The sequence below is a fragment of the Pseudomonas sp. IzPS59 genome (assembly GCF_014863505.1).
Classification (GTDB): Bacteria; Pseudomonadota; Gammaproteobacteria; order Pseudomonadales; family Pseudomonadaceae; genus Aquipseudomonas; species Aquipseudomonas kribbensis.
Genome location: NZ_CP062251.1, coordinates 1,560,842 through 1,578,993, shown reverse-complemented (window position 1 = coordinate 1,578,993; position 18,152 = coordinate 1,560,842). Strand labels below are relative to the sequence as shown.

18 protein-coding genes are annotated in these 18,152 nt (G+C 60.8%); 9 read left to right on the top strand and 9 right to left on the bottom strand.

Going from position 1 to position 18,152, the window contains the following annotated elements:
* Positions 1 to 19: 19 nt before the first annotated feature.
* On the bottom strand, positions 20 to 259 hold the full coding sequence (locus IF189_RS07110; RefSeq protein WP_007963279.1) for a sulfurtransferase TusA family protein: 240 nt from the start codon (positions 257 to 259) through the stop codon (positions 20 to 22).
* Between the two features lie 97 nt (positions 260 to 356).
* Between IF189_RS07110 and IF189_RS07105 the strand changes: the two genes are divergently transcribed.
* On the top strand, positions 357 to 1,790 hold the full coding sequence (locus tag IF189_RS07105; protein WP_114881795.1) for a M48 family metalloprotease: 1,434 nt from the start codon (positions 357 to 359) through the stop codon (positions 1,788 to 1,790).
* Positions 1,791 to 1,869: 79 nt separating this feature from the next.
* Here IF189_RS07105 and IF189_RS07100 read toward each other — a convergent pair whose 3' ends face one another.
* From IF189_RS07100 to rpoE, 4 genes are all read right to left on the bottom strand, one after another.
* Entirely contained in the window at positions 1,870 to 3,318 is a 1,449-nt protein-coding gene (locus IF189_RS07100) for a DegQ family serine endoprotease (protein WP_114881794.1), read from the bottom strand.
* A 207-nt stretch (positions 3,319 to 3,525) separates the two neighbouring features.
* Positions 3,526 to 4,488: a MucB/RseB C-terminal domain-containing protein gene (locus IF189_RS07095; RefSeq protein WP_192553051.1), complete on the bottom strand. Its 963-nt coding sequence runs from the start codon at positions 4,486 to 4,488 to the stop codon at positions 3,526 to 3,528.
* Positions 4,489 to 4,496: 8 nt separating this feature from the next.
* Positions 4,497 to 5,084, bottom strand: a complete 588-nt coding sequence (locus IF189_RS07090) for a sigma-E factor negative regulatory protein (RefSeq protein WP_114881793.1) — start codon at positions 5,082 to 5,084, stop codon at positions 4,497 to 4,499.
* A 31-nt stretch (positions 5,085 to 5,115) separates the two neighbouring features.
* Positions 5,116 to 5,697: an RNA polymerase sigma factor RpoE gene (gene rpoE / locus IF189_RS07085; RefSeq protein ID WP_003172477.1), complete on the bottom strand. Its 582-nt coding sequence runs from the start codon at positions 5,695 to 5,697 to the stop codon at positions 5,116 to 5,118.
* A 558-nt stretch (positions 5,698 to 6,255) separates the two neighbouring features.
* Between rpoE and nadB the strand changes: the two genes are divergently transcribed.
* On the top strand, positions 6,256 to 7,872 hold the full coding sequence (gene nadB / locus IF189_RS07080) for an L-aspartate oxidase (RefSeq protein ID WP_192553050.1): 1,617 nt from the start codon (positions 6,256 to 6,258) through the stop codon (positions 7,870 to 7,872).
* Here nadB and IF189_RS07075 read toward each other — a convergent pair.
* Both IF189_RS07075 and IF189_RS07070 read right to left on the bottom strand, forming a co-directional pair.
* Positions 7,841 to 8,293, bottom strand: coding sequence for a protein YgfX (locus IF189_RS07075; RefSeq protein ID WP_134825786.1), 453 nt, complete (start codon positions 8,291 to 8,293; stop codon positions 7,841 to 7,843). The two genes, nadB and IF189_RS07075, sit on opposite strands and share 32 nt — an antisense overlap.
* Positions 8,277 to 8,531: a succinate dehydrogenase assembly factor 2 gene (locus IF189_RS07070; RefSeq protein WP_065257636.1), complete on the bottom strand. Its 255-nt coding sequence runs from the start codon at positions 8,529 to 8,531 to the stop codon at positions 8,277 to 8,279. The genes IF189_RS07075 and IF189_RS07070 overlap by 17 nt, the downstream gene beginning before the upstream one ends.
* Before the next feature lie 149 nt (positions 8,532 to 8,680).
* Here IF189_RS07070 and IF189_RS07065 point away from each other — a divergent pair, with 149 nt between their 5' ends.
* Both IF189_RS07065 and IF189_RS07060 read left to right on the top strand, forming a co-directional pair.
* The gene (locus IF189_RS07065) at positions 8,681 to 9,622 is read left to right on the top strand and encodes a YgfZ/GcvT domain-containing protein (protein ID WP_192553049.1); all 942 of its coding nucleotides are present in this window, start codon (positions 8,681 to 8,683) and stop codon (positions 9,620 to 9,622) included.
* A 35-nt stretch (positions 9,623 to 9,657) separates the two neighbouring features.
* Entirely contained in the window at positions 9,658 to 10,479 is an 822-nt protein-coding gene (locus IF189_RS07060) for an HDOD domain-containing protein (RefSeq protein WP_114881789.1), read from the top strand.
* Positions 10,480 to 10,482: 3 nt separating this feature from the next.
* Here IF189_RS07060 and IF189_RS07055 read toward each other — a convergent pair whose 3' ends face one another.
* Both IF189_RS07055 and IF189_RS07050 read right to left on the bottom strand, forming a co-directional pair.
* Positions 10,483 to 11,868, bottom strand: coding sequence for a sensor histidine kinase (locus tag IF189_RS07055; RefSeq protein WP_085729999.1), 1,386 nt, complete (start codon positions 11,866 to 11,868; stop codon positions 10,483 to 10,485).
* Entirely contained in the window at positions 11,861 to 12,532 is a 672-nt protein-coding gene (locus IF189_RS07050) for a response regulator (protein WP_085710230.1), read from the bottom strand. The genes IF189_RS07055 and IF189_RS07050 overlap by 8 nt, the downstream gene beginning before the upstream one ends.
* 238 nt (positions 12,533 to 12,770) lie before the next feature.
* On the opposite strand from IF189_RS07050, the gene IF189_RS07045 reads away from it, so the two are divergent.
* The 5 genes from IF189_RS07045 to IF189_RS07025 are packed head-to-tail and all read left to right on the top strand — an operon-like array spanning position 12,771 to position 18,140.
* Positions 12,771 to 14,063: an OprD family porin gene (locus IF189_RS07045; RefSeq protein ID WP_085710229.1), complete on the top strand. Its 1,293-nt coding sequence runs from the start codon at positions 12,771 to 12,773 to the stop codon at positions 14,061 to 14,063.
* 39 nt (positions 14,064 to 14,102) lie between these two features.
* Positions 14,103 to 15,080 carry a Bug family tripartite tricarboxylate transporter substrate binding protein gene (locus IF189_RS07040; protein WP_085710228.1) on the top strand — a complete coding sequence of 326 codons (978 nt, stop codon included), beginning with the start codon at positions 14,103 to 14,105 and terminating at the stop codon, positions 15,078 to 15,080.
* A gap of 58 nt (positions 15,081 to 15,138) precedes the next feature.
* Positions 15,139 to 15,597 (top strand): tripartite tricarboxylate transporter TctB family protein, encoded by a 459-nt coding sequence (locus tag IF189_RS07035; RefSeq protein WP_114886620.1) that lies wholly within the window; start codon positions 15,139 to 15,141, stop codon positions 15,595 to 15,597.
* Between the two features lies 1 nt (position 15,598).
* Entirely contained in the window at positions 15,599 to 17,113 is a 1,515-nt protein-coding gene (locus tag IF189_RS07030; RefSeq protein WP_085710226.1) for a tripartite tricarboxylate transporter permease, read from the top strand.
* Positions 17,106 to 18,140, top strand: coding sequence for an AbrB family transcriptional regulator (locus IF189_RS07025; protein WP_085710225.1), 1,035 nt, complete (start codon positions 17,106 to 17,108; stop codon positions 18,138 to 18,140). Before IF189_RS07030 ends, IF189_RS07025 begins: the two co-directional genes overlap by 8 nt.
* Positions 18,141 to 18,152 lie beyond the last annotated feature (12 nt).

Here is an 18,152-nt window from a genome sequence, read left to right as displayed (position 1 = left end):
GTCTTTTACGCTGTCGATTTCAGGCTTTTTTCAACCAGTACCGGTAAACGCCAGCCTCGTCTTCTTCACGCAGCAGCGTATGACCGGCCAACCGGGCAAAGGTGCGAAAGTCGCGCTGCGAGCCAGCGTCAGTGGCGATCACCTTGAGCACTGCGCCACTGGGCAGCTTGTTCAGCTCCATCTTGGCCTTGAGCAACGGCAACGGGCAATTCAGGCCGCTGGCGTCCAGTTCACAGTCGTGGGCTACAGCGTCGGTCATGCGTTACTCCGGTTCAGAGGGTCAGGCTGCCTAGAATATCTGGTCGCAGGCCCGGTGTCCGGCTACAGTAAGGTCTTTGTCGACTAAGGCTTTGTGCATGACATTTTTGCGCCCTACCCTGCTGACGCTCGCTTGCCTGCTCGCCTCACCGGGCTTCGCCGACGACCTGCCGTCACTCGGTGACGCCAGCTCTGCCATCGTCTCGCCACAACAGGAATACCAACTGGGCCGCGCCTGGCTGGCATTGCTGCGCAGCCAGGTTTCACAGCTCAACGATCCGCAACTCAAGGACTACGTCGAGTCCAGCGTCTATAAGCTGGTTGAAACCAGCCAGGTCAATGACCGACGCCTGGAATTCATTCTGATCAACAGCCCGCAGCTCAACGCCTTCGCGGCACCGGGCGGGATTGTCGGGGTCAACGGCGGCCTGTTCCTCAATGCCCAGACCGAAGGTGAATATGCCTCGGTACTGGCGCACGAACTGGCTCACTTGTCCCAACGCCACTTCGCCCGAGGCGTCGAAGCGTCGCAGCGGATGCAGGTGCCAATGATGGCCGCGCTGCTGGCCGGGATCGTCATTGCAGCCGCCGGTGGCGGCGAGGCCGGGATCGCGACTATTGCAGGCACCCAGGCAGCGGCGATCCAGTCGCAACGGACTTTCTCGCGCCAGAACGAACAAGAGGCCGACCGCATCGGCATCCTCAACCTCGAAAAAGCCGGTTACGACCCGCGTTCGATGCCGACCATGTTCGAACGTTTGATGCGCCAGTATCGCTACGACGCCAAGCCTCCCGAATTCCTGCTGACTCACCCGGTGACCGAATCGCGGATCGCCGACACCCGCAACCGTGCAGAACAGGCCAAGCCCGGCGGCATTGAAGACAGCATGCGCTATCAACTGATCCGCGCACGGGTACAGTTGATCTACGAAGAAACCCCGGGAATGGGTGCCAAGCGCTTCCGGGCACAACTGGACGAGAACCCGAAAAACGATGTGGCCCGTTACGGCCTGGCGATTGCCCAGATCAAGGGTGGCCAGTTGAATGAAGCACGGGAAAACCTGAAGCAACTGCTGGAAAAATCCCCGAACGAGATCATCTACAACCTCGCCCAGGTCGATCTGGATATCACCAACAATCGTCTGGCGGATGCGCAGTCGCGCGTCGACCGCATGCTGACTCAATACCCAGGCAACTACCCGCTGAATCAGGTACGCGTCGATCTGTTGCTGAAACAGAACCGTACCGCCGATGCGGAAAAGGCCCTGGAAGGCCTGTTGAAATCGCGCCCGGACGATCCGGACGTCTGGTATCAGGTGGCGGAGACCCGCGGCTTGTCCGGCAACATCATCGGCCTGCATCAGGCCCGCGCCGAGTACTTCGCGCTGGTCGGCGATTACCGCCAGGCCATCCAGCAACTGGACTTCGCCAAACGCAAGGCTGGCAGCAATTTCCCGCTGTCGTCACGGATCGATGCGCGTCAGCGCGAACTGATGGAACAGGAACGCATGATCAAGGACATGATGGGATAAGCCCGATCCAGGAAAAACTCCGGACACAAAAAAAACCGCCTCTTTCGAGGCGGTTTCTTTTTACTCAACCGCTACTGGATCATTCAGCCAGCTTGAATGTAATGAAGCTGGCACGACCCTGACGCAGAACCCGCATCGACACGGAGCGATTCTTCGGCAGCGCCTTCGCGATCTCGGAGAACTCTTTGGCCGAGCTGATGGCCTGGTTGTTCAAGTGAGTAATGATATCGCCTGGCTGCAGGCCGATCAGGGCGGCTGGACCGTCCTGCACGTCCTTGATCACCACACCCCCCTTGAGGTCGTAGGTTTTCTTCTGTTCGGCAGACAGTTCAGCGACCGAAACACCGAGGCGATTGCTGTTGGTCTCGACACCGGATTTCGGCAGGGCATCCAGCTCCTTGTCTTCATCCGGAATCGCGCCGACGGTCAGCTCGATATTCTTGCGCTTGCCTTCACGAATCACTTCCAGATTGGCCTTGGCGCCAGCCTTCAGTGCACCGACCAGATGAGGAAGGTCTGCGGACATGACAATCGGCTGACCATTCATGCTCAGAATCACGTCACCCACTTGCAGACCACCCTTGGCAGCCGGGCCGTCATCCTGGATCTGAGCCACCAGCGCACCGGCCGGTTTTTCCAGACCGAACGACTCGGCCAGATCCTTGTTCACTTCCTGGATGACCACGCCCAGCCAGCCGCGGCTGACCTTGCCACCGCTTTTCAGCTGATTGGATACATCCATGGCAACGTCGATCGGGATGGCGAAGGAGACGCCCATGAAGCCACCGGAGCGGGTGTAGATCTGCGAGTTGATCCCCACCACTTCACCATTCAGGTTGAACAGCGGACCACCGGAGTTACCCGGGTTGATCGGCACGTCGGTCTGGATGAACGGCACGTAGTTTTCGTTTGGCAGGCTGCGGCCAACGGCGCTGACGATGCCCTGGGTCACCGTGTGATCGAAGCCGAACGGCGAGCCGATCGCGACCACCCACTGCCCTGCTTTCAGATCCTGGGATTTGCCGAGTTTGAGTACCGGCAGATCCTTGCCTTCGATTTTCAGCAGGGCCACGTCGGAGCGCGGGTCGGTGCCGATCAGCTTGGCTTTCATTTCACTGCGATCGGCCAGACGAACGAGGATTTCGTCAGCATCGGCAATCACGTGGTTGTTGGTCAGGATGTAGCCGTCGGGCGAGATGATGAAGCCCGACCCCAGCGACTGCGCTTCACGCTGGCGATCACCACGCGGCGAACGCTGTTGCGGCGGCATGCCCCGTTCGAAGAACTCGCGCAGCATCGGTGGCAAGCCTTCCAGATCAGGCATCTGCTGGTTCACTTTGCGATCCGGCAGCTTTTGCGTGGTACTGATGTTCACCACCGCAGGCGAGGCCTGTTCGACCAGCTGGGTGAAATCCGGCAGATTGACCGGACTGGCCGCATCAGCCGCCTGGACTGCAGGAACAGCCTGACCGAGCACCAGCACGGTGGCGACAATGGAGAGATAAGACTTCAAGCTTGGTATCGACATACAGCTCCCGTTACGACGAGCAGGGTTAAGCGATATGGAGCAAGGAACACCGGGAACTACAGGCCGGCATTTTTGTTCCGGGAACAACAAAACAAGGCCAGAGCCGTGAGGCTCTGACCTATAAAAAATTTTCGGATTATTTGCAAATGAAAATGCTCAGCAAACATTTCATGTCTCGAACACGAAGTGGAAACTGCTGAAATCAGCTCACTGCTTGCTGGTTGCAGCGCCATCGTTGCGTATCGACAAGGCAATCCGTTCGGCAGTACCGATTGGAATTTCGCCGACCACCGTCACCATCATCTCGCCCTGGGGCGTCGTCAGACGGCGGGATACGGCAACCGTTGGACCCAATTGAGTGCGGGTATCCGTGACGACGGCACCGTTCAGTGGTTCCAGGAACACCGAGAAACGCGCCAGACCATCGTCATACAGCAGACTGTTGACCTGGGTCTTGGTGTCTGGGTCCTTGTGCGAGGAACTGCTGGTGAGTTCAAAACCCGGCGGCAACCAGTCGGATCGCCAGACCTGTGCGGTCTTGACGGCTGAAGCCTTGTCACTGTCGAGGTTGACAGGCTTGCAGTCGGAGGCTGCCTGAAGATCCTTGTCGGATGGAACCTCGGCAGTATCGAGTCGAGTGAACTGGAACCGCTCGAGCAACTGGCCCTTGTCGTTGAGCAGCAACGACTTGAGTGGCAATCCCGTTTCCTTGTCCAGGTGCAGTTCGAATCCGTAGCGATACTGATCCCGTGGCGTCAGCGATACGATTACCGCGTCACGCCCGGCCACACGCGACTTGCCGATCACGGCAAGCTCATACCAATTCTTCAGCTTCTGTGGATCGAGTGGACGAGCGGCAGAATTTGGAGAATCTCCCAGCCCCGCAATCAGGGTTCCGCTGACGCATTGAGTATGTCCATCAATGCGTACGACTTCCTGTGCCGAACCGTCGAGCTGGAGCAACCGCTCGCGAACCTGCCCGTTCTGGACGCGATGCCAGATGCTGTGGGTAGAAAAACTACCGTTACGCTCGTAAACGAATGTGCCGTGGAAGCTTTGCTGCTGCTCGGCCTGGCCCAGGCGGGTCAGCCAATCCTGGGCCTCATCGGCTTGGGCTGGAACGATGAACCAGCCACTGAGCAGAAGCGAAAGTAGAGGTATGGCGCGCATGATCCTCCTTAACGGTTTTCCAGACTGGCTGCTCGTGCATAAGGCAGTGCGCTTTCAGTACCTTTCAGCGCAGCTTGCTGAGCATGTTGACGCAGGTAACCCGGCAAACGCTGATCGTGCCAGCCTGGCTGGCCTTGCAGCACACCATTGGCCATAGGACCAGTGGCTTCAGAACTCTCATTGTAGCCTGCCAGTACAGCCGGCCCCTTGACCTGAGGAGTCGCCAGCGCTGGCTGATTGGACTGCTGCGCCAGTTCGACACCGGCAATTTCGTCATGGTTATACAGACGAACGCCTGCCAGAACTGCAACGGTCACCGAGGCTGCAACGGCCAGACGACCCAGGCTGCGCCATGGACCGCGGGACACTTTGGCTGGAGTGGCTTCATCTTCCAGCGCAGCAGACACTGCCGCAGCGAGATCCAGGCGTGGGAGCAGCAGATCCTTGTGCATGGCTGCCCGAGCGATCTGGTAACGAGCCCAGGTTTCGCGGGTTTCAACATCATCCAGTGCGTTGAGCACTCGACGCAATTCCAGTTCGTCCGCTTCGTTATCCATCACTGCGGACAGCGATTCCTGCAGGGCTTCCCGACTCATGGCGTTCCTCTCTTGGCTGTCGCCGCTGTCTTTAGTTTTCCTGCAACAACGGCTGCAGGGCTTTATCGATGGCCTCCCGGGCGCGGAAAATCCGGGAGCGCACGGTACCAACCGGACATTGCATGACGCTCGCGATGTCCTCGTAACTTAGACCGTCGAATTCGCGCAAAGTTAATGCCGTGCGCAAATCTTCTGGCAGTTGCTGAATGGTTCGATGGACAGTGCCTTCGATCTCATCCCGCAGCAATGCGCGTTCAGGAGATTCGAGATCCTTCAGGCCGTGATCGCCGTCATAGAACTCTGCATCTTCGGAACTGACATCGCTATCCGGCGGCCGGCGGCCGCGTGAAACCAGATAGTTTTTCGCCGTGTTGATGGCGATGCGGTAAAGCCACGTATAAAACGCACTGTCTCCGCGAAAATTTCCTAGTGCCCGGTAAGCCTTGATAAAGGCTTCTTGAGCAACATCCTGGGCTTCATGGGTGTCGTGCACGAAACGCACGATCAACCCGAGAATTTTGTGTTGATACTTCAACACGAGCAGATCGAAAGCTCGCTTGTCACCGCGCTGAACGCGCTCGACCAGCTGCTGATCCTCTTCCTGGGTTAGCATGAACACTCCTCGATAAACTCGGAGGAAGCTTGCATGACTAAACGACCGGACTTGCAAACATAGACTCGGGCTTTTCGCAAAAGTTCTCCCCCTCCAAGCAAGTTTCCTGCGGGCTCTGATTTGGCACGCACGAAAAACGCAGCGCGGGATAAACCGGCTGCGCGAATAATCTTTTCATCGGCTCACCGGCTAGAACCCAACCGCAGGTTCTGCATTGAAGCCGACACTGTCCCTTGTTTCGGGCAACTGTCTATTGATCTTGGGCCTCTGGCAAAAGTTCCAAATATTTATAGACGGGCCACGCCGACATTGGGCAACCGTGAGCGGAAAAAGCATGTTTCATCTGCGATACAGTCGCTTTTTCCCAAAACCGGCGGAAAAATCTTCCGACAAAGTGTCGGCATTTGACCGTCACAGTAGTTTCACAATGCCATATCCACCCGGCTATTGTGCCGCCCCACCCCTCTATATACTAGTGGGCTGTGTGGCTGTCTCGACTCGCCCATCCGCCTGTCTTGCGCCAACCCCGACCCGGGTCGCATTGAGCGGAATCCTGAAATGAGCCAACAGTTTCAACACGATGTTCTGGTGATTGGCAGCGGCGCTGCCGGTTTGAGTCTCGCGCTGACCCTGCCCGGTCACTTGCGCATCGCCGTACTGAGCAAGGGCGATCTTGCCAACGGTTCGACTTATTGGGCCCAGGGTGGCGTGGCGGCCGTGCTGGACGACACAGACACCGTCGAATCCCACGTCGATGACACCCTCAATGCCGGCGGCGGTCTGTGCCATGAAGATGCGGTGCGTTTCACCGTCGAGCACAGCAAAGAGGCGATCCAGTGGCTGATCGACCAGGGCGTACCCTTCACCCGTGATGAACAGTCCGGGACTGAAGACGGCGGATTCGAATTCCATCTCACCCGCGAAGGCGGCCACAGCCATCGCCGCATCATCCACGCCGCCGATGCCACCGGCGCCGCGATCTTCACAACCTTGCTGAGCCAGGCCAAACAGCGTTCGAACATCGAACTGCTGGAGCAGCGGGTCGCGGTGGACCTGATTACCGAACGCCGCCTGGGCCTGGACGGCGACCGCTGCCTCGGCGCCTACGTGCTCAATCGCAAGACTGGCGAAGTCGATACCTACGGCGCCCGATTCGTGATTCTGGCTTCCGGCGGTGCCGCCAAGGTCTACCTCTATACCAGCAACCCCGATGGCGCCTGCGGTGACGGCATCGCCATGGCCTGGCGTTCGGGTTGCCGGGTAGCGAACCTGGAGTTCAATCAGTTCCACCCCACCTGCCTCTATCACCCGCAGGCCAAGAGTTTCCTGGTGACCGAAGCCCTGCGCGGTGAAGGCGCACATTTGAAGTTGCCCAACGGCGAACGCTTCATGCAGCGTTTCGACCCACGCGCCGAACTGGCGCCACGGGACATCGTCGCCCGGGCCATCGACCATGAGATGAAGCGTCTGGGTGTCGATTGCGTCTATCTCGACATCAGCCACAAGCCCGAAGCCTTCATCAAATCGCACTTTCCGACCGTCTACGAGCGCTGCCTCGGATTCGGCATCGATATCACCAAGCAGCCGATCCCGGTCGTCCCGGCGGCGCACTACACCTGCGGCGGCGTCATGGTTGACCAACAGGGCCGCACCGACGTGCCAGGACTGTACGCCATCGGCGAAACCAGCTTCACCGGCCTGCACGGCGCCAACCGCATGGCCAGCAACTCGCTGCTGGAGTGCTTCGTTTATGCCCGTTCGGCAGCCGCGGATATTCTCGAACAACTGTCCGACGTCGCCATCCCTCGTGCCCTGCCAGCCTGGGATGCGAGCCAGGTAACCGACTCCGACGAAGACGTGATCATCGCGCACAACTGGGATGAGCTGCGGCGTTTCATGTGGGACTACGTCGGCATCGTGCGCACCAACAAACGTCTGCAACGGGCACAACATCGCGTGCGCCTGCTGCTGGACGAAATCGACGAGTTCTACAGCAACTATAAGGTCAGCCGCGACCTGATCGAGTTGCGCAATCTGGCCCAAGTGGCGGAATTGATGATCCGCTCAGCCATGGAGCGCAAGGAGAGCCGAGGCCTGCATTACACCCTCGATTACCCGGATCTGCTGCCCGAGGCCCTCGACACTATTCTGGTGCCGCCCACCTACGCCGGCTGAACTTGAGCCGCACACGCAGGCGTCGGTGCAGATCCGCCGCCTGCGCATCCCGGGGCACGCAGATCGACCTGACCCGACGCTCGCCGCGCAACCGAAAGCGCAGCACCACGATCAGTGGCAGCGCCAGGCTGTCCGGGCGCAACTGCACCGGCTGCCAGCCATCGGCCTGATTCCACAATTGCCAGCCATCGGCGTCGCGGCGCAATCCGCAGAATGCCTTGGGATGACTCAGCAGAATCTGGCGGGGCAACACCCAGGCCGCATGGATCAGGCAAGCGACACCACCGAGCAGACTGACCCAGAAAGGGATGACAAGCAGAAACAGGGCGCACAGGGCGAACGCCTGGGCCAGGAGATACGCCGCCAGCAACTGCCGTGAGGCCTGCCAGCGGCATTCGAACGTGTTACTTGGGCTGGACACGATCCAGAATCATGCGAACCATGCGTTGCAGCTCGGGATCCTCGGATTCGCTGCGCTCCATGAACCAGCCGAACATGTCCTGATCCTCGCATTCCAGCAGGCGGACATACAGCGCGCGGTCCACCTCGTTCAGATTCGAGTAGACCTCTTTCACGAACGGCACCAGCAACACGTCAAGCTCGAGCATGCCGCGGCGGCTGTGCCAAAAGAGGCGATTCAGTTCAACTTGTTCGACCATGGAGCGCTCCTCAAATAGGCCGCAAGTATACAGGCCCGAGACGGGTCGAACAGTCGGCTTTGGTCGGGCACCACCGATCCTTTATGAACTACCCATTTCAACACCACCCCCTTATGATGTGCCCCAGTCTATTTACCCTGCGATGACCCATGGCCGATTCTGCTTTTTTCTGCACCCTTTCTCATGAAGGCGTTCTCGCGGTTCGCGGCGCGGATGCCGGCAAATTCCTGCAAGGCCAGTTGACCTGCAATATCAATTACCTGAGTGACGACCGGGCCAGCCTCGGCGCCCGTTGCACGCAGAAAGGCCGGATGCAGTCGAGTTTCCGCATTGTGCTCGAGAGCGACGGTGTGCTGCTGGCGATGGCCGGCGAGTTGCTGGAGCCGCAACTGGCGGACCTGAAAAAGTACGCGGTGTTTTCCAAATCGAAATTGACCGACGAAAGTGCCTCATGGGTGCGCTTCGGTCTGGAGCATGGGGACGCAGCCCTGAGCAGCCTGGGTCTGGAATTGCCGTCGGACACCGACAGCGTGGTTCGCCACGAAGGGCTGATCGCGATTCGCGTCTCCCCCGACCGTGCCGAACTCTGGGCGCCAGCCGATCAGGCCGACGCCATCAAAGGCAAGCTGTCTGCGCAATTGACCGAAGCCGAACTCAATCAATGGCTGCTGGGCCAGATCCGTGCCGGTATCGGCCAGGTCATGCCGAGCACCCGCGAACTGTTCATCCCGCAGATGCTCAATCTGCAGGCCGTCGGCGGTGTCAGCTTCAAGAAAGGCTGCTACACCGGCCAGGAAATCGTTGCGCGCATGCAGTATCTGGGCAAGCTGAAGCGTCGCCTGTACCGCGTGCAACTGGACGCCAGTGAATTGCCGGAACCGGGCACCCCGCTGTTCGCCCCGAGCCACGGCAGTTCCATCGGCGAAGTGGTACTGGCCGCCCGCGCCGAGAAAAATATTGAACTGCTGGCGGTGTTGCAGGCCGAAGCTGCCGACGCAGGCGATTTGCATCTGGGCACGGCCGAAGGTCCGGCGCTGCACTTGCTCGACCTGCCTTACGAACTGGATCGCGACCGCGAAATCCAGCGTTGATCGCAGCATTTGTTGCAACACCCTAGAGAAATGACATGAGTGATCTGGCGGATAAGGTCCAACAGGATTTGGTTGAGGCCATCGATAACGATGACCTGGTTCTGCCAACGTTACCGGAAGTGGCCCTGCAGATTCGCAAGGCCGCCGAAGACCCGGATATCAGCGTCAGCGACCTGAGCAAAGTGATCGGCCGTGACACGGCGCTGTCGGCGCGCCTGATCAAAGTGGTCAACAGCCCGCTGCTGCGCGCCACCCAGGAAGTCACCGACCTGCACACCGCGATCACCCGGCTGGGCGTCAACTACAGCAGTAACCTGGCGATCGGTCTGGTGATGGAGCAGATCTTCCACGCCCGCTCCGAGGTAGTGGAACAGAAAATGCGCGAAGTCTGGCGCAAGAGTCTGGAAATCGCCGGGGTCAGCTATGCCCTGTGCCGCCGCTATACCCAGCTCAAGCCCGACCAGGCTGCGCTGGGCGGACTGGTGCATCAGATTGGCGTGCTGCCGATCCTGACCTACGCCGAAGACCATTACGAACTGCTGTCGGACCCCGTCAGCCTCAATCATGTGATCGACCACATTCATCCGCTGATCGGCGACAAGTTGCTGCGGGTCTGGGAATTCCCCGAGCGCCTCGTGGAGTTGCCGGGGCTGTATCAGGATCTGAAACGCGAATCGCCCCAGGTCGATTACGTGGATCTGGTGCAAGTGGCCAGCCTGTATTGCCACAAGGACAGCGATCATCCCCTCGCCCGGATCGACCCGCTCAGCGTGCCGGCCTTTCGCAAGCTCGGGATCGACATCGACAACAAGGTGTTGTGCGCGGATCTGGAAGAATCGCGGTCGATGTTCTACTGAGTCTCAACCCGCGATAAAACTCACCCGCACCTTCAACCCCGCCTGCTCGCCATCATGCAGCGTGATCTGCGCCAGATGCGCGCGGCAGATTTCCCCGACAATCGCCAGACCCAGCCCGGAACCGGCGACCTGCTGATTTCGCCGGTAAAAACGCTCGAACACCCGGTCACGCTCATCCTGGGGAATGCCCGGGCCGTCGTCTTCAACCTCCAGCACCGCCGGCGACTTCACTCGCAAAATCACGTTGCCCCCCGACGGCGTGTGGGCCAGCGCGTTGTCCACCAGATTGCTCAGCAACTCGTTGAGCAAGGTCGGCTCGCCGCGCAGCCAGACCGGTTCGTCCGCTTCCAGTGCCAACGCCACGCCGCGCGCATGAGCCAGCGGCGCCATAGCCATGCCCAGCTCCCGCGCCAACTGGCTCAGATCGAGCAACTGCGCGCCACCCTCGGCAATCGCCCGGGCGCCGTTTTCCACCCGGGCCAGCGACAGCAACTGGTTGGCCAGATGGGTCAGGCGATCGGTGCTTTGTGCCGATGATTCCAGCGTGTCGCGCCAGGTCTGCGGCTCGCTCGAGCGCAACCCCAATTCAAGACGCGCCTTGAGCGCCGCCAGCGGCGTGCGCAGTTCGTGGGCCGCATCGGCGATGAATTGCGCCTGCCGCTCGAACTGCCCGCGCAAGCGCTCGGTAAAGTGATTGAGCGCCCGCACCAACGGCCACAATTCGTGCTGCACCTCCACCAACGGCAAGGGCCGCAGATCGTCGGGCTGACGCTCTTCGACCGCGGTGCGCAAACGCTCGATCGGACGCAATGCAGCGCTGACGGCAAACCACACCAGCAGCAATGCGCCGATTGCCAACATGCCCAGCCGCAACAAAGTATCGGCCGCCAGACTGCGGGCCATGCTGACGCGTGCCTCGTCGGTCTCGGCGACACGGATTTCCGCCATGCCGTTCATGTTCGGCTCGGTCACCGCTTTCAACAGACTGACGACGCGCACGTTCTGGCCCTGATACGTGGCGTTGTAAAAGCGCGCGAGTGCCGGATAGCTGTCGGTTCTCGGCGTTCCCGGCGGCGGGCCCGGCAGGTTTTCGTAACCGGAAATCAGCTTCTGGTGAATGTCGTTGACCTGGTAATAGATGCGCCCCGCGCTGTCGTAGGCGAAGGTATCGAGCGCCACGTAAGGCACGTCGGCACTGAGGCTGCCGTCCCGCTGCGAAAGGCCGGCGGCAATGGTCCGTGCCGACGCCAGCAGTGTGCGGTCATAAGCGGTGTCAGCAGCTTCGCGACCGTTCCAGTAAGCGCTCAGGCCGCTGGCCAGCATCAACACCACGAGCAACAGCGCGAGGTTCCACAGTAACCGCCAGCGCAGACTGCTGGGCTTATGCATCGCGGCTTTCCAGCAGGTAGCCCAGGCCTCGGAAGGTCACGATGGCCACTGCATGACCGTCGAGTTTCTTGCGCAAGCGATGCACATAGATTTCGATGGCGTCGGGGCTGGCTTCTTCGTCGAGCCCGAATACTTGCGACGCTAGTTGCTCCTTGCTCATCACCCGCCCCGGACGCGCGATCAAGGCCTCAAGCACCGCCTGTTCGCGGGACGTCAGGGTGAGCAATTCTTCGCCGAGGGTGAAGCGCCGGGTCTCCAGGTCATAGGCCAGCACGCCACAGCGCTGGATGCGTTCACCGCCGAGCACACTGCGACGCAGCAGGGCTTTGACCCGAGCCTCAAGCTCAGTCAGTTCGAACGGTTTGGCCAGATAATCGTCGGCGCCGAGGTTGAGCCCGTGGACCCGATCCTTGACGTCACTACGGGCCGTCAGCATCAGCACCGGCAGATTCTTGCCCCGGGCCCGCAGGCGCGCCAGCACTTCGAATCCGTCCATGCGCGGCAGGCCGACATCGAGGATCGCCATCGCGTATTCCTCGCTGCCCAGCGCGAGGTCGGCGGCCACGCCATCGTGCAGCACGTCCACGGTCAGACCGGTGCTCTTGAGCGCCTGGGCGACGCTTTCGGCCAGTTGCAGATGGTCTTCGACGAGCAGAACACGCATGGATCTCTACCTCATTCAGGGATGGCCGGCGCCATTCTTTGCCGCGGAGTTTACAGCCGCAACCGCCACTGTGAAGCCCGAAAACGCGTTAAAACCCGCTGAAAGGTTAGCGAAAGGTTTGGCCGATAGAGTCGGGTTACGGAATGTTTCGGCTTCCGTCGCTGCTGCCACACAGCGATACGAAAAACGCCTCGAAGCGTTTTCGACCAATAAGAACAATAAACGGAGTACACCCCGCATGCCGTCCTTGCAGACCAAGGCTCCTACGCCTGTCCGTCCTTCCCGTTTCAGCCACACCGCCCTTGCCAGTGCCGCCGCCCTCGCCGGTTTTGCACCGATGAGCTACGCCGATTTCATCGAAGACAGTTCCGCCACCTTCGAAACCCGCAACATGTATTTCAACCGCGACTTCCGCGACGGCACCAGCGCCCAACAGTCCAAGCGCGACGAGTGGGCCCAGGGTTTCATGCTCAATCTGCAATCGGGTTATACCGACGGCACCGTGGGGTTCGGTGTCGATGCGTTGGGCATGTTGGGGGTCAAGCTCGATTCAAGCCCGGACCGCACCGGCACCGGCCTGTTGCCGACCCACGATGACGGGCGCGCGGCAAACGAATACTCCAAGGTCGGCCTGACCGGCAAAGTGAAGATCTCCGCCACCGAACTGAAAATCGGCAGCCTGATTCCCGAACTGCCGATCCTCAAGCCGAACGACGGGCGCATCCTGCCGCAGACTTTCGAAGGTGGTTTGCTGACCTCCAAAGAGATCAAGAACCTGACCTTCACCGGCGGACGCCTGGACAAGGCCAAGGACCGCGACAGCACCGATTTCGAGGACATTGCCCTCAACAACAAGAACGGCCGTTTCGCCGGCACCGTCGCCGGCAAGCACTTCGACTTTGCCGGCGTGGACTACAAGTTCACCGACAAGATCACCGGCAGCTACCACTTCGCCCAGCTCGATGACGTCTACAACCAGCACTTCTTCGGACTGGTCGCGTCGCGGCCGATGGGCCCGGGAACCTTCGCCACCGACCTGCGTTTCGCCGTCAGTGACGATCAAGGCGCAGCCCGTGGCGGCAAGATCGACAACCGCTCCCTCAACGGTCTGGTCAGTTATGCCCTGAGCGGCCACAAGTTCACCGCCGGTTATCAGCACATGTCCGGCGACAGCGCCTTCCCCTATGTCGATGGCAGCGACCCGTACCTGGTCAACTTCGTGCAGATCAACGACTTCGCCGGCGCTGAAGAACGCTCGTGGCAGGCGCGCTACGACTTCGACTTCGCACGCCTTGGCATCCCCGGCCTGAGCTTCATGAGCCGCTACCTGAGCGGTGACAACATCAAGCTCAAGAACGGCGATGAAGGCAAGGAGTGGGAGCGCAACACCGAGATCAAATATGTAGTACAAAGCGGCGCCCTGAAGGACGTTGCCGTGCGTTTGCGTAATGCCACTTACCGTTCCAACTACTCCGCTCGCGATGCCGATGAAGTGCGTCTGCTGGTGAGCTATAGCGTTGCCCTTTGGTAATTCAGTACGTCCATAACAACAACTCCCAAGGAGACATAGATGAACTTATCACTGCGTAAAGTCGCTCTGGCCGCTGGCGTCATGCTGTTCGCCGGTCAACTGATGGCTGAACCGAAACGTCCGGAATGCATCGCCCCGGCCTCCCCCGGCGGCGGTTTCGACCTGACCTGCAAACTGGCGCAAAGCGCGCTGGTCAACGAAAAACTGCTGACCAAACCGATGCGCGTGACCTACATGCCCGGCGGTGTCGGCGCGGTGGCTTACAACGCCGTTGTGGCGCAGCGCCCGGCGGACGCGGGTACGCTGGTGGCCTGGTCCAGCGGCTCGCTGTTGAACCTGGCGCAGGGCAAGTTCGGCCGTTTCGATGAAACCAATGTGCGCTGGCTGGCGGCGGTCGGCACGAGCTACGGTGCCATCGCGGTGAAAAGCGATTCGCCCTACAAAACCCTTGATGATCTCGTTCAGGCACTGAAAAAAGATCCGAGCGCCGTGGTCATCGGTTCCGGCGGCACCGTCGGCAGCCAGGACTGGATGCAGACCGCACTGATCGCCAAAGCCGCCGGGATCAACCCGCGCGACCTGCGTTACGTCGCCCTCGAAGGTGGCGGAGAGATCGCCACCGCCCTGCTCGGCGGCCACATCCAGGTCGGCAGCACCGACATCTCCGACTCCATGCCGCACATCCAGAGCGGTGACATGCGCCTGCTGGCCGTGTTCGCTGAAAACCGTCTGGACGAGCCGGAAATGAAAGGCATCCCGACCGCTCGCGAGCAAGGCTACGACATCGTCTGGCCGGTGGTTCGCGGCTTCTACCTCGGGCCGAAAGTCAGCGATGAAGACTACGCCTGGTGGAAAGGCGCCTTCGACAAACTGCTGGCTTCCGAAGAGTTCGCCAAGCTGCGCGATCAGCGTGAACTGTTCCCGTTCGCCATGACCGGCCCGGAGCTGGACACCTACGTGAAGAAGCAAGTCGCGGATTACAAAGTGCTGGCCAAAGAGTTCGGCCTGATCCAGTGATCGTCTCTGTCTAGCGGCCATGGCCTCGCGCATCGAGGCCATGGCCCAGGAGTTCCTCATGCTGATTCAACGCATTTTTGCCTCGGTGTTGCTGCTGGCCTGTGCCGGCCTGGCACTGATGGCCTGGCCCTATCAGGCTGCGTTTTCCTACGAGCCGGTCGGCCCGCGGGCGTTTCCTCTGCTGATGCTCGGCCTGATGAGCCTGGCGCTGCTGTACATGGTGTTTCGCCCGGCACCGATCAAACACAGCGAAGACGAGCCGCCGCTGGACCGCGAAACCCTGACCAAGATCAGCATCTGCGTGCTGTTGCTGCTGGTGTTCGCCGGTCTGTTCGAGCCGCTGGGTTTCATCCTCAGCAGTTGCCTGATCGGCATCCCGATGGCGCGCCTGTACGGCGGCCGATGGTTGCCCAGCATCGTGGTGACCACGCTGATGGCCATCGGTCTGTACCTGCTGTTCGACCGTCTGATGGACGTACCGCTGCCCCTCGGCCTGCTCGACGTTCTGGAGAACTGATATGGATACGCTCGGATATTTGGGACAGGGCTTCGGCGTCGCGCTGAGCCCGTACAACCTGGTCACGGCGCTGACCGGTACGCTGATCGGCACCGTGGTCGGCCTGTTGCCGGGCCTGGGCCCGATCAATGGTGTGGCGTTGCTGATTCCGATCGCCTTCGCCCTTGGCCTGCCGCCGGAGTCGGCGCTGATCCTGCTCGCGGCGGTGTACCTGGGCTGCGAATACGGCGGCCGGATCAGTTCGATCCTGCTGAACATTCCCGGCGAAGCCTCCACCGTGATGACCACCCTCGACGGCTACCCGATGGCGCGCCAGGGTCTGGCCGGGGTCGCGCTGTCGCTGTCGGCGTGGAGCTCGTTCATCGGTGCGTTCATCGCCACTTGCGGCATGGTGCTGTTCGCCCCGCTGCTGGCGAAATGGGCGATTGCCTTCGGGCCGGCGGAATATTTCGTACTGATGGTGTTCGCGATTGTCTGCCTCGGCGGCATGGCCGGTGACCGACCGCTGAAGACGTTCATTGCAGCGTTGATCGGCCTGTTCCTGTCCAGCGTCGGCATCGACGCCAACAGCGGCGTGTACCGTTTTACCGGCGACAACATCCACCTGACCGACGGCATTCAGTTCGTGGTGCTGGTGCTGGGCCTGTTCTCGATCAGCGAAATCCTTCTGCTGCTGGAGAAAACCCATCGCGGCCAGGAAGCAGTGAAAGCCACCGGGCGGATGATGTTCAACTTCAAGGAAGCGGCGTCGGTGTTCGTGGTGAACATCCGTTGCGGCCTGCTCGGTTTCATCATGGGCGTATTGCCGGGCGCCGGCGCGACTCTGGCCAGTGCCGTGGCCTACATGACCGAGAAACGCATCGCCGGTGCCGACGGTAAATTCGGTGAAGGTGACAAGCGCGGTCTCGCCGCCCCGGAAACCGCCATCGGCGCATCCGCCTGCGGCGCGCTGGTGCCGATGCTGACCCTCGGTGTTCCGGGTTCGGGCACCACGGCGGTGATGATCGGCGCGCTGTCGCTGTACAACATCACTCCGGGCCCGCTGCTGTTCCAGCAACAACCGGACATCGTCTGGGGCCTGATCGCCTCGCTGTTCATCGCCAACATCATGCTGGTGATCCTGAACATCCCGATGATCCGCATCTTCACCCGCATCCTCGCCGTGCCGAACTGGGCGCTGGTGCCGGTGATCGCGATCATTACCGGGATCGGCGTGTACGCCGTGCATGCCACCACGTTCGACCTGTTCCTGATGGTCGGCATCGGCATATTCGGCTACATCCTGCGCAAGCTGGACTTCCCGCTGTCGCCGGTCCTGCTGGGGTTCATCCTCGGTGGCCTGATGGAGCAGAACCTGCGTCGTGCGCTGTCGATCTCCAACGGTGCGCTGGAAATCCTCTGGTCGAGCCCGATCACCTTCGGCGTCTGGGTGCTGACCGCGATCATGTTGCTGATGCCGCTGCTGCGGATCTGGCGCAAACGTTCGGTCGCCCGACGCGCAATCGCCGATGTTTGATCGGTCCTTCAAAACCTGGTGGGGAACCCCGCTGGTCGGTCTGCTTGGCGGTTTCATCGCCAGCCAGATCGGCTGGCCGCTGCCGTGGATGGTCGGCTCGTTGCTGGCGATCATCCTGGTGCGCTGCCTGACCCCGTGGCAACTCACCGAAATCCCTGGCGGCCGCAAGTGCGGCCAGTGGATTGTCGGGATCGGCATCGGCCTGCACTTCACCCCGCTGGTGATGGAGCAGGTGCTGAGCCACTTCGGCCTGATCTTCTTCGGCGCGCTGGTCACCAGCCTGTCGGCGGTAGTCGGCGTGTGGCTGATGCGCCGCACCGGCGAGGATCGCGCCACGGCGTTTTTCTCCAGCATGCCCGGCGGCTCCGGCGAGATGGTCAACCTCGGCGCACGCAACGGCGCGATGCTCAGCCATGTCGCGGCGGGGCAAAGCCTGCGGGTGCTGGTGGTGGTGCTGTGTGTGCCGGCGGCATTCAAATATCTGCTGGGCGATGGCGCCCCGATTTCTCACGCCGGCAGCGTCGATTGGCGCTGGCTGGCGATTCTGTTTCCGGCGGGTGGTTTGCTCGCCTGGCTCTGGCAACGTTTGCGCCAGCCCAATCCATGGCTGTTCGGGCCGTTGCTGGTCAGCGCGGCGGTGAGCATCGGTTGGGATCTGCATATCGGCCTGCCCAACGGCGGCAGCCAGATTGGTCAGTGGCTGATCGGCAGCGGACTGGGCTGTCACTTCAATCGGCAGTTTTTCCGTCGCGCGCCGTCGTTCATGGGGCGTACGTTGATCGGCACGGCGCTGACCATGCTGATCGCAACCCTGGCGGCGTTGGGGTTGAGTGCGATGACCCATCTGGATCTGCGTTCGCTGACCCTGGGCATGATGCCCGGCGGAATCGCCGAGATGAGCCTGACGGCGGAAACCCTGCAACTGTCGGTGCCGCTGGTGACGGCGATGCAGGTGATGCGGCTGTTGTTCGTGTTGTTTCTGGCGGAACCGTTGTTCAAATACTGGAACCGTAATCCCGAAGCCTGATCCGGTTAGTGA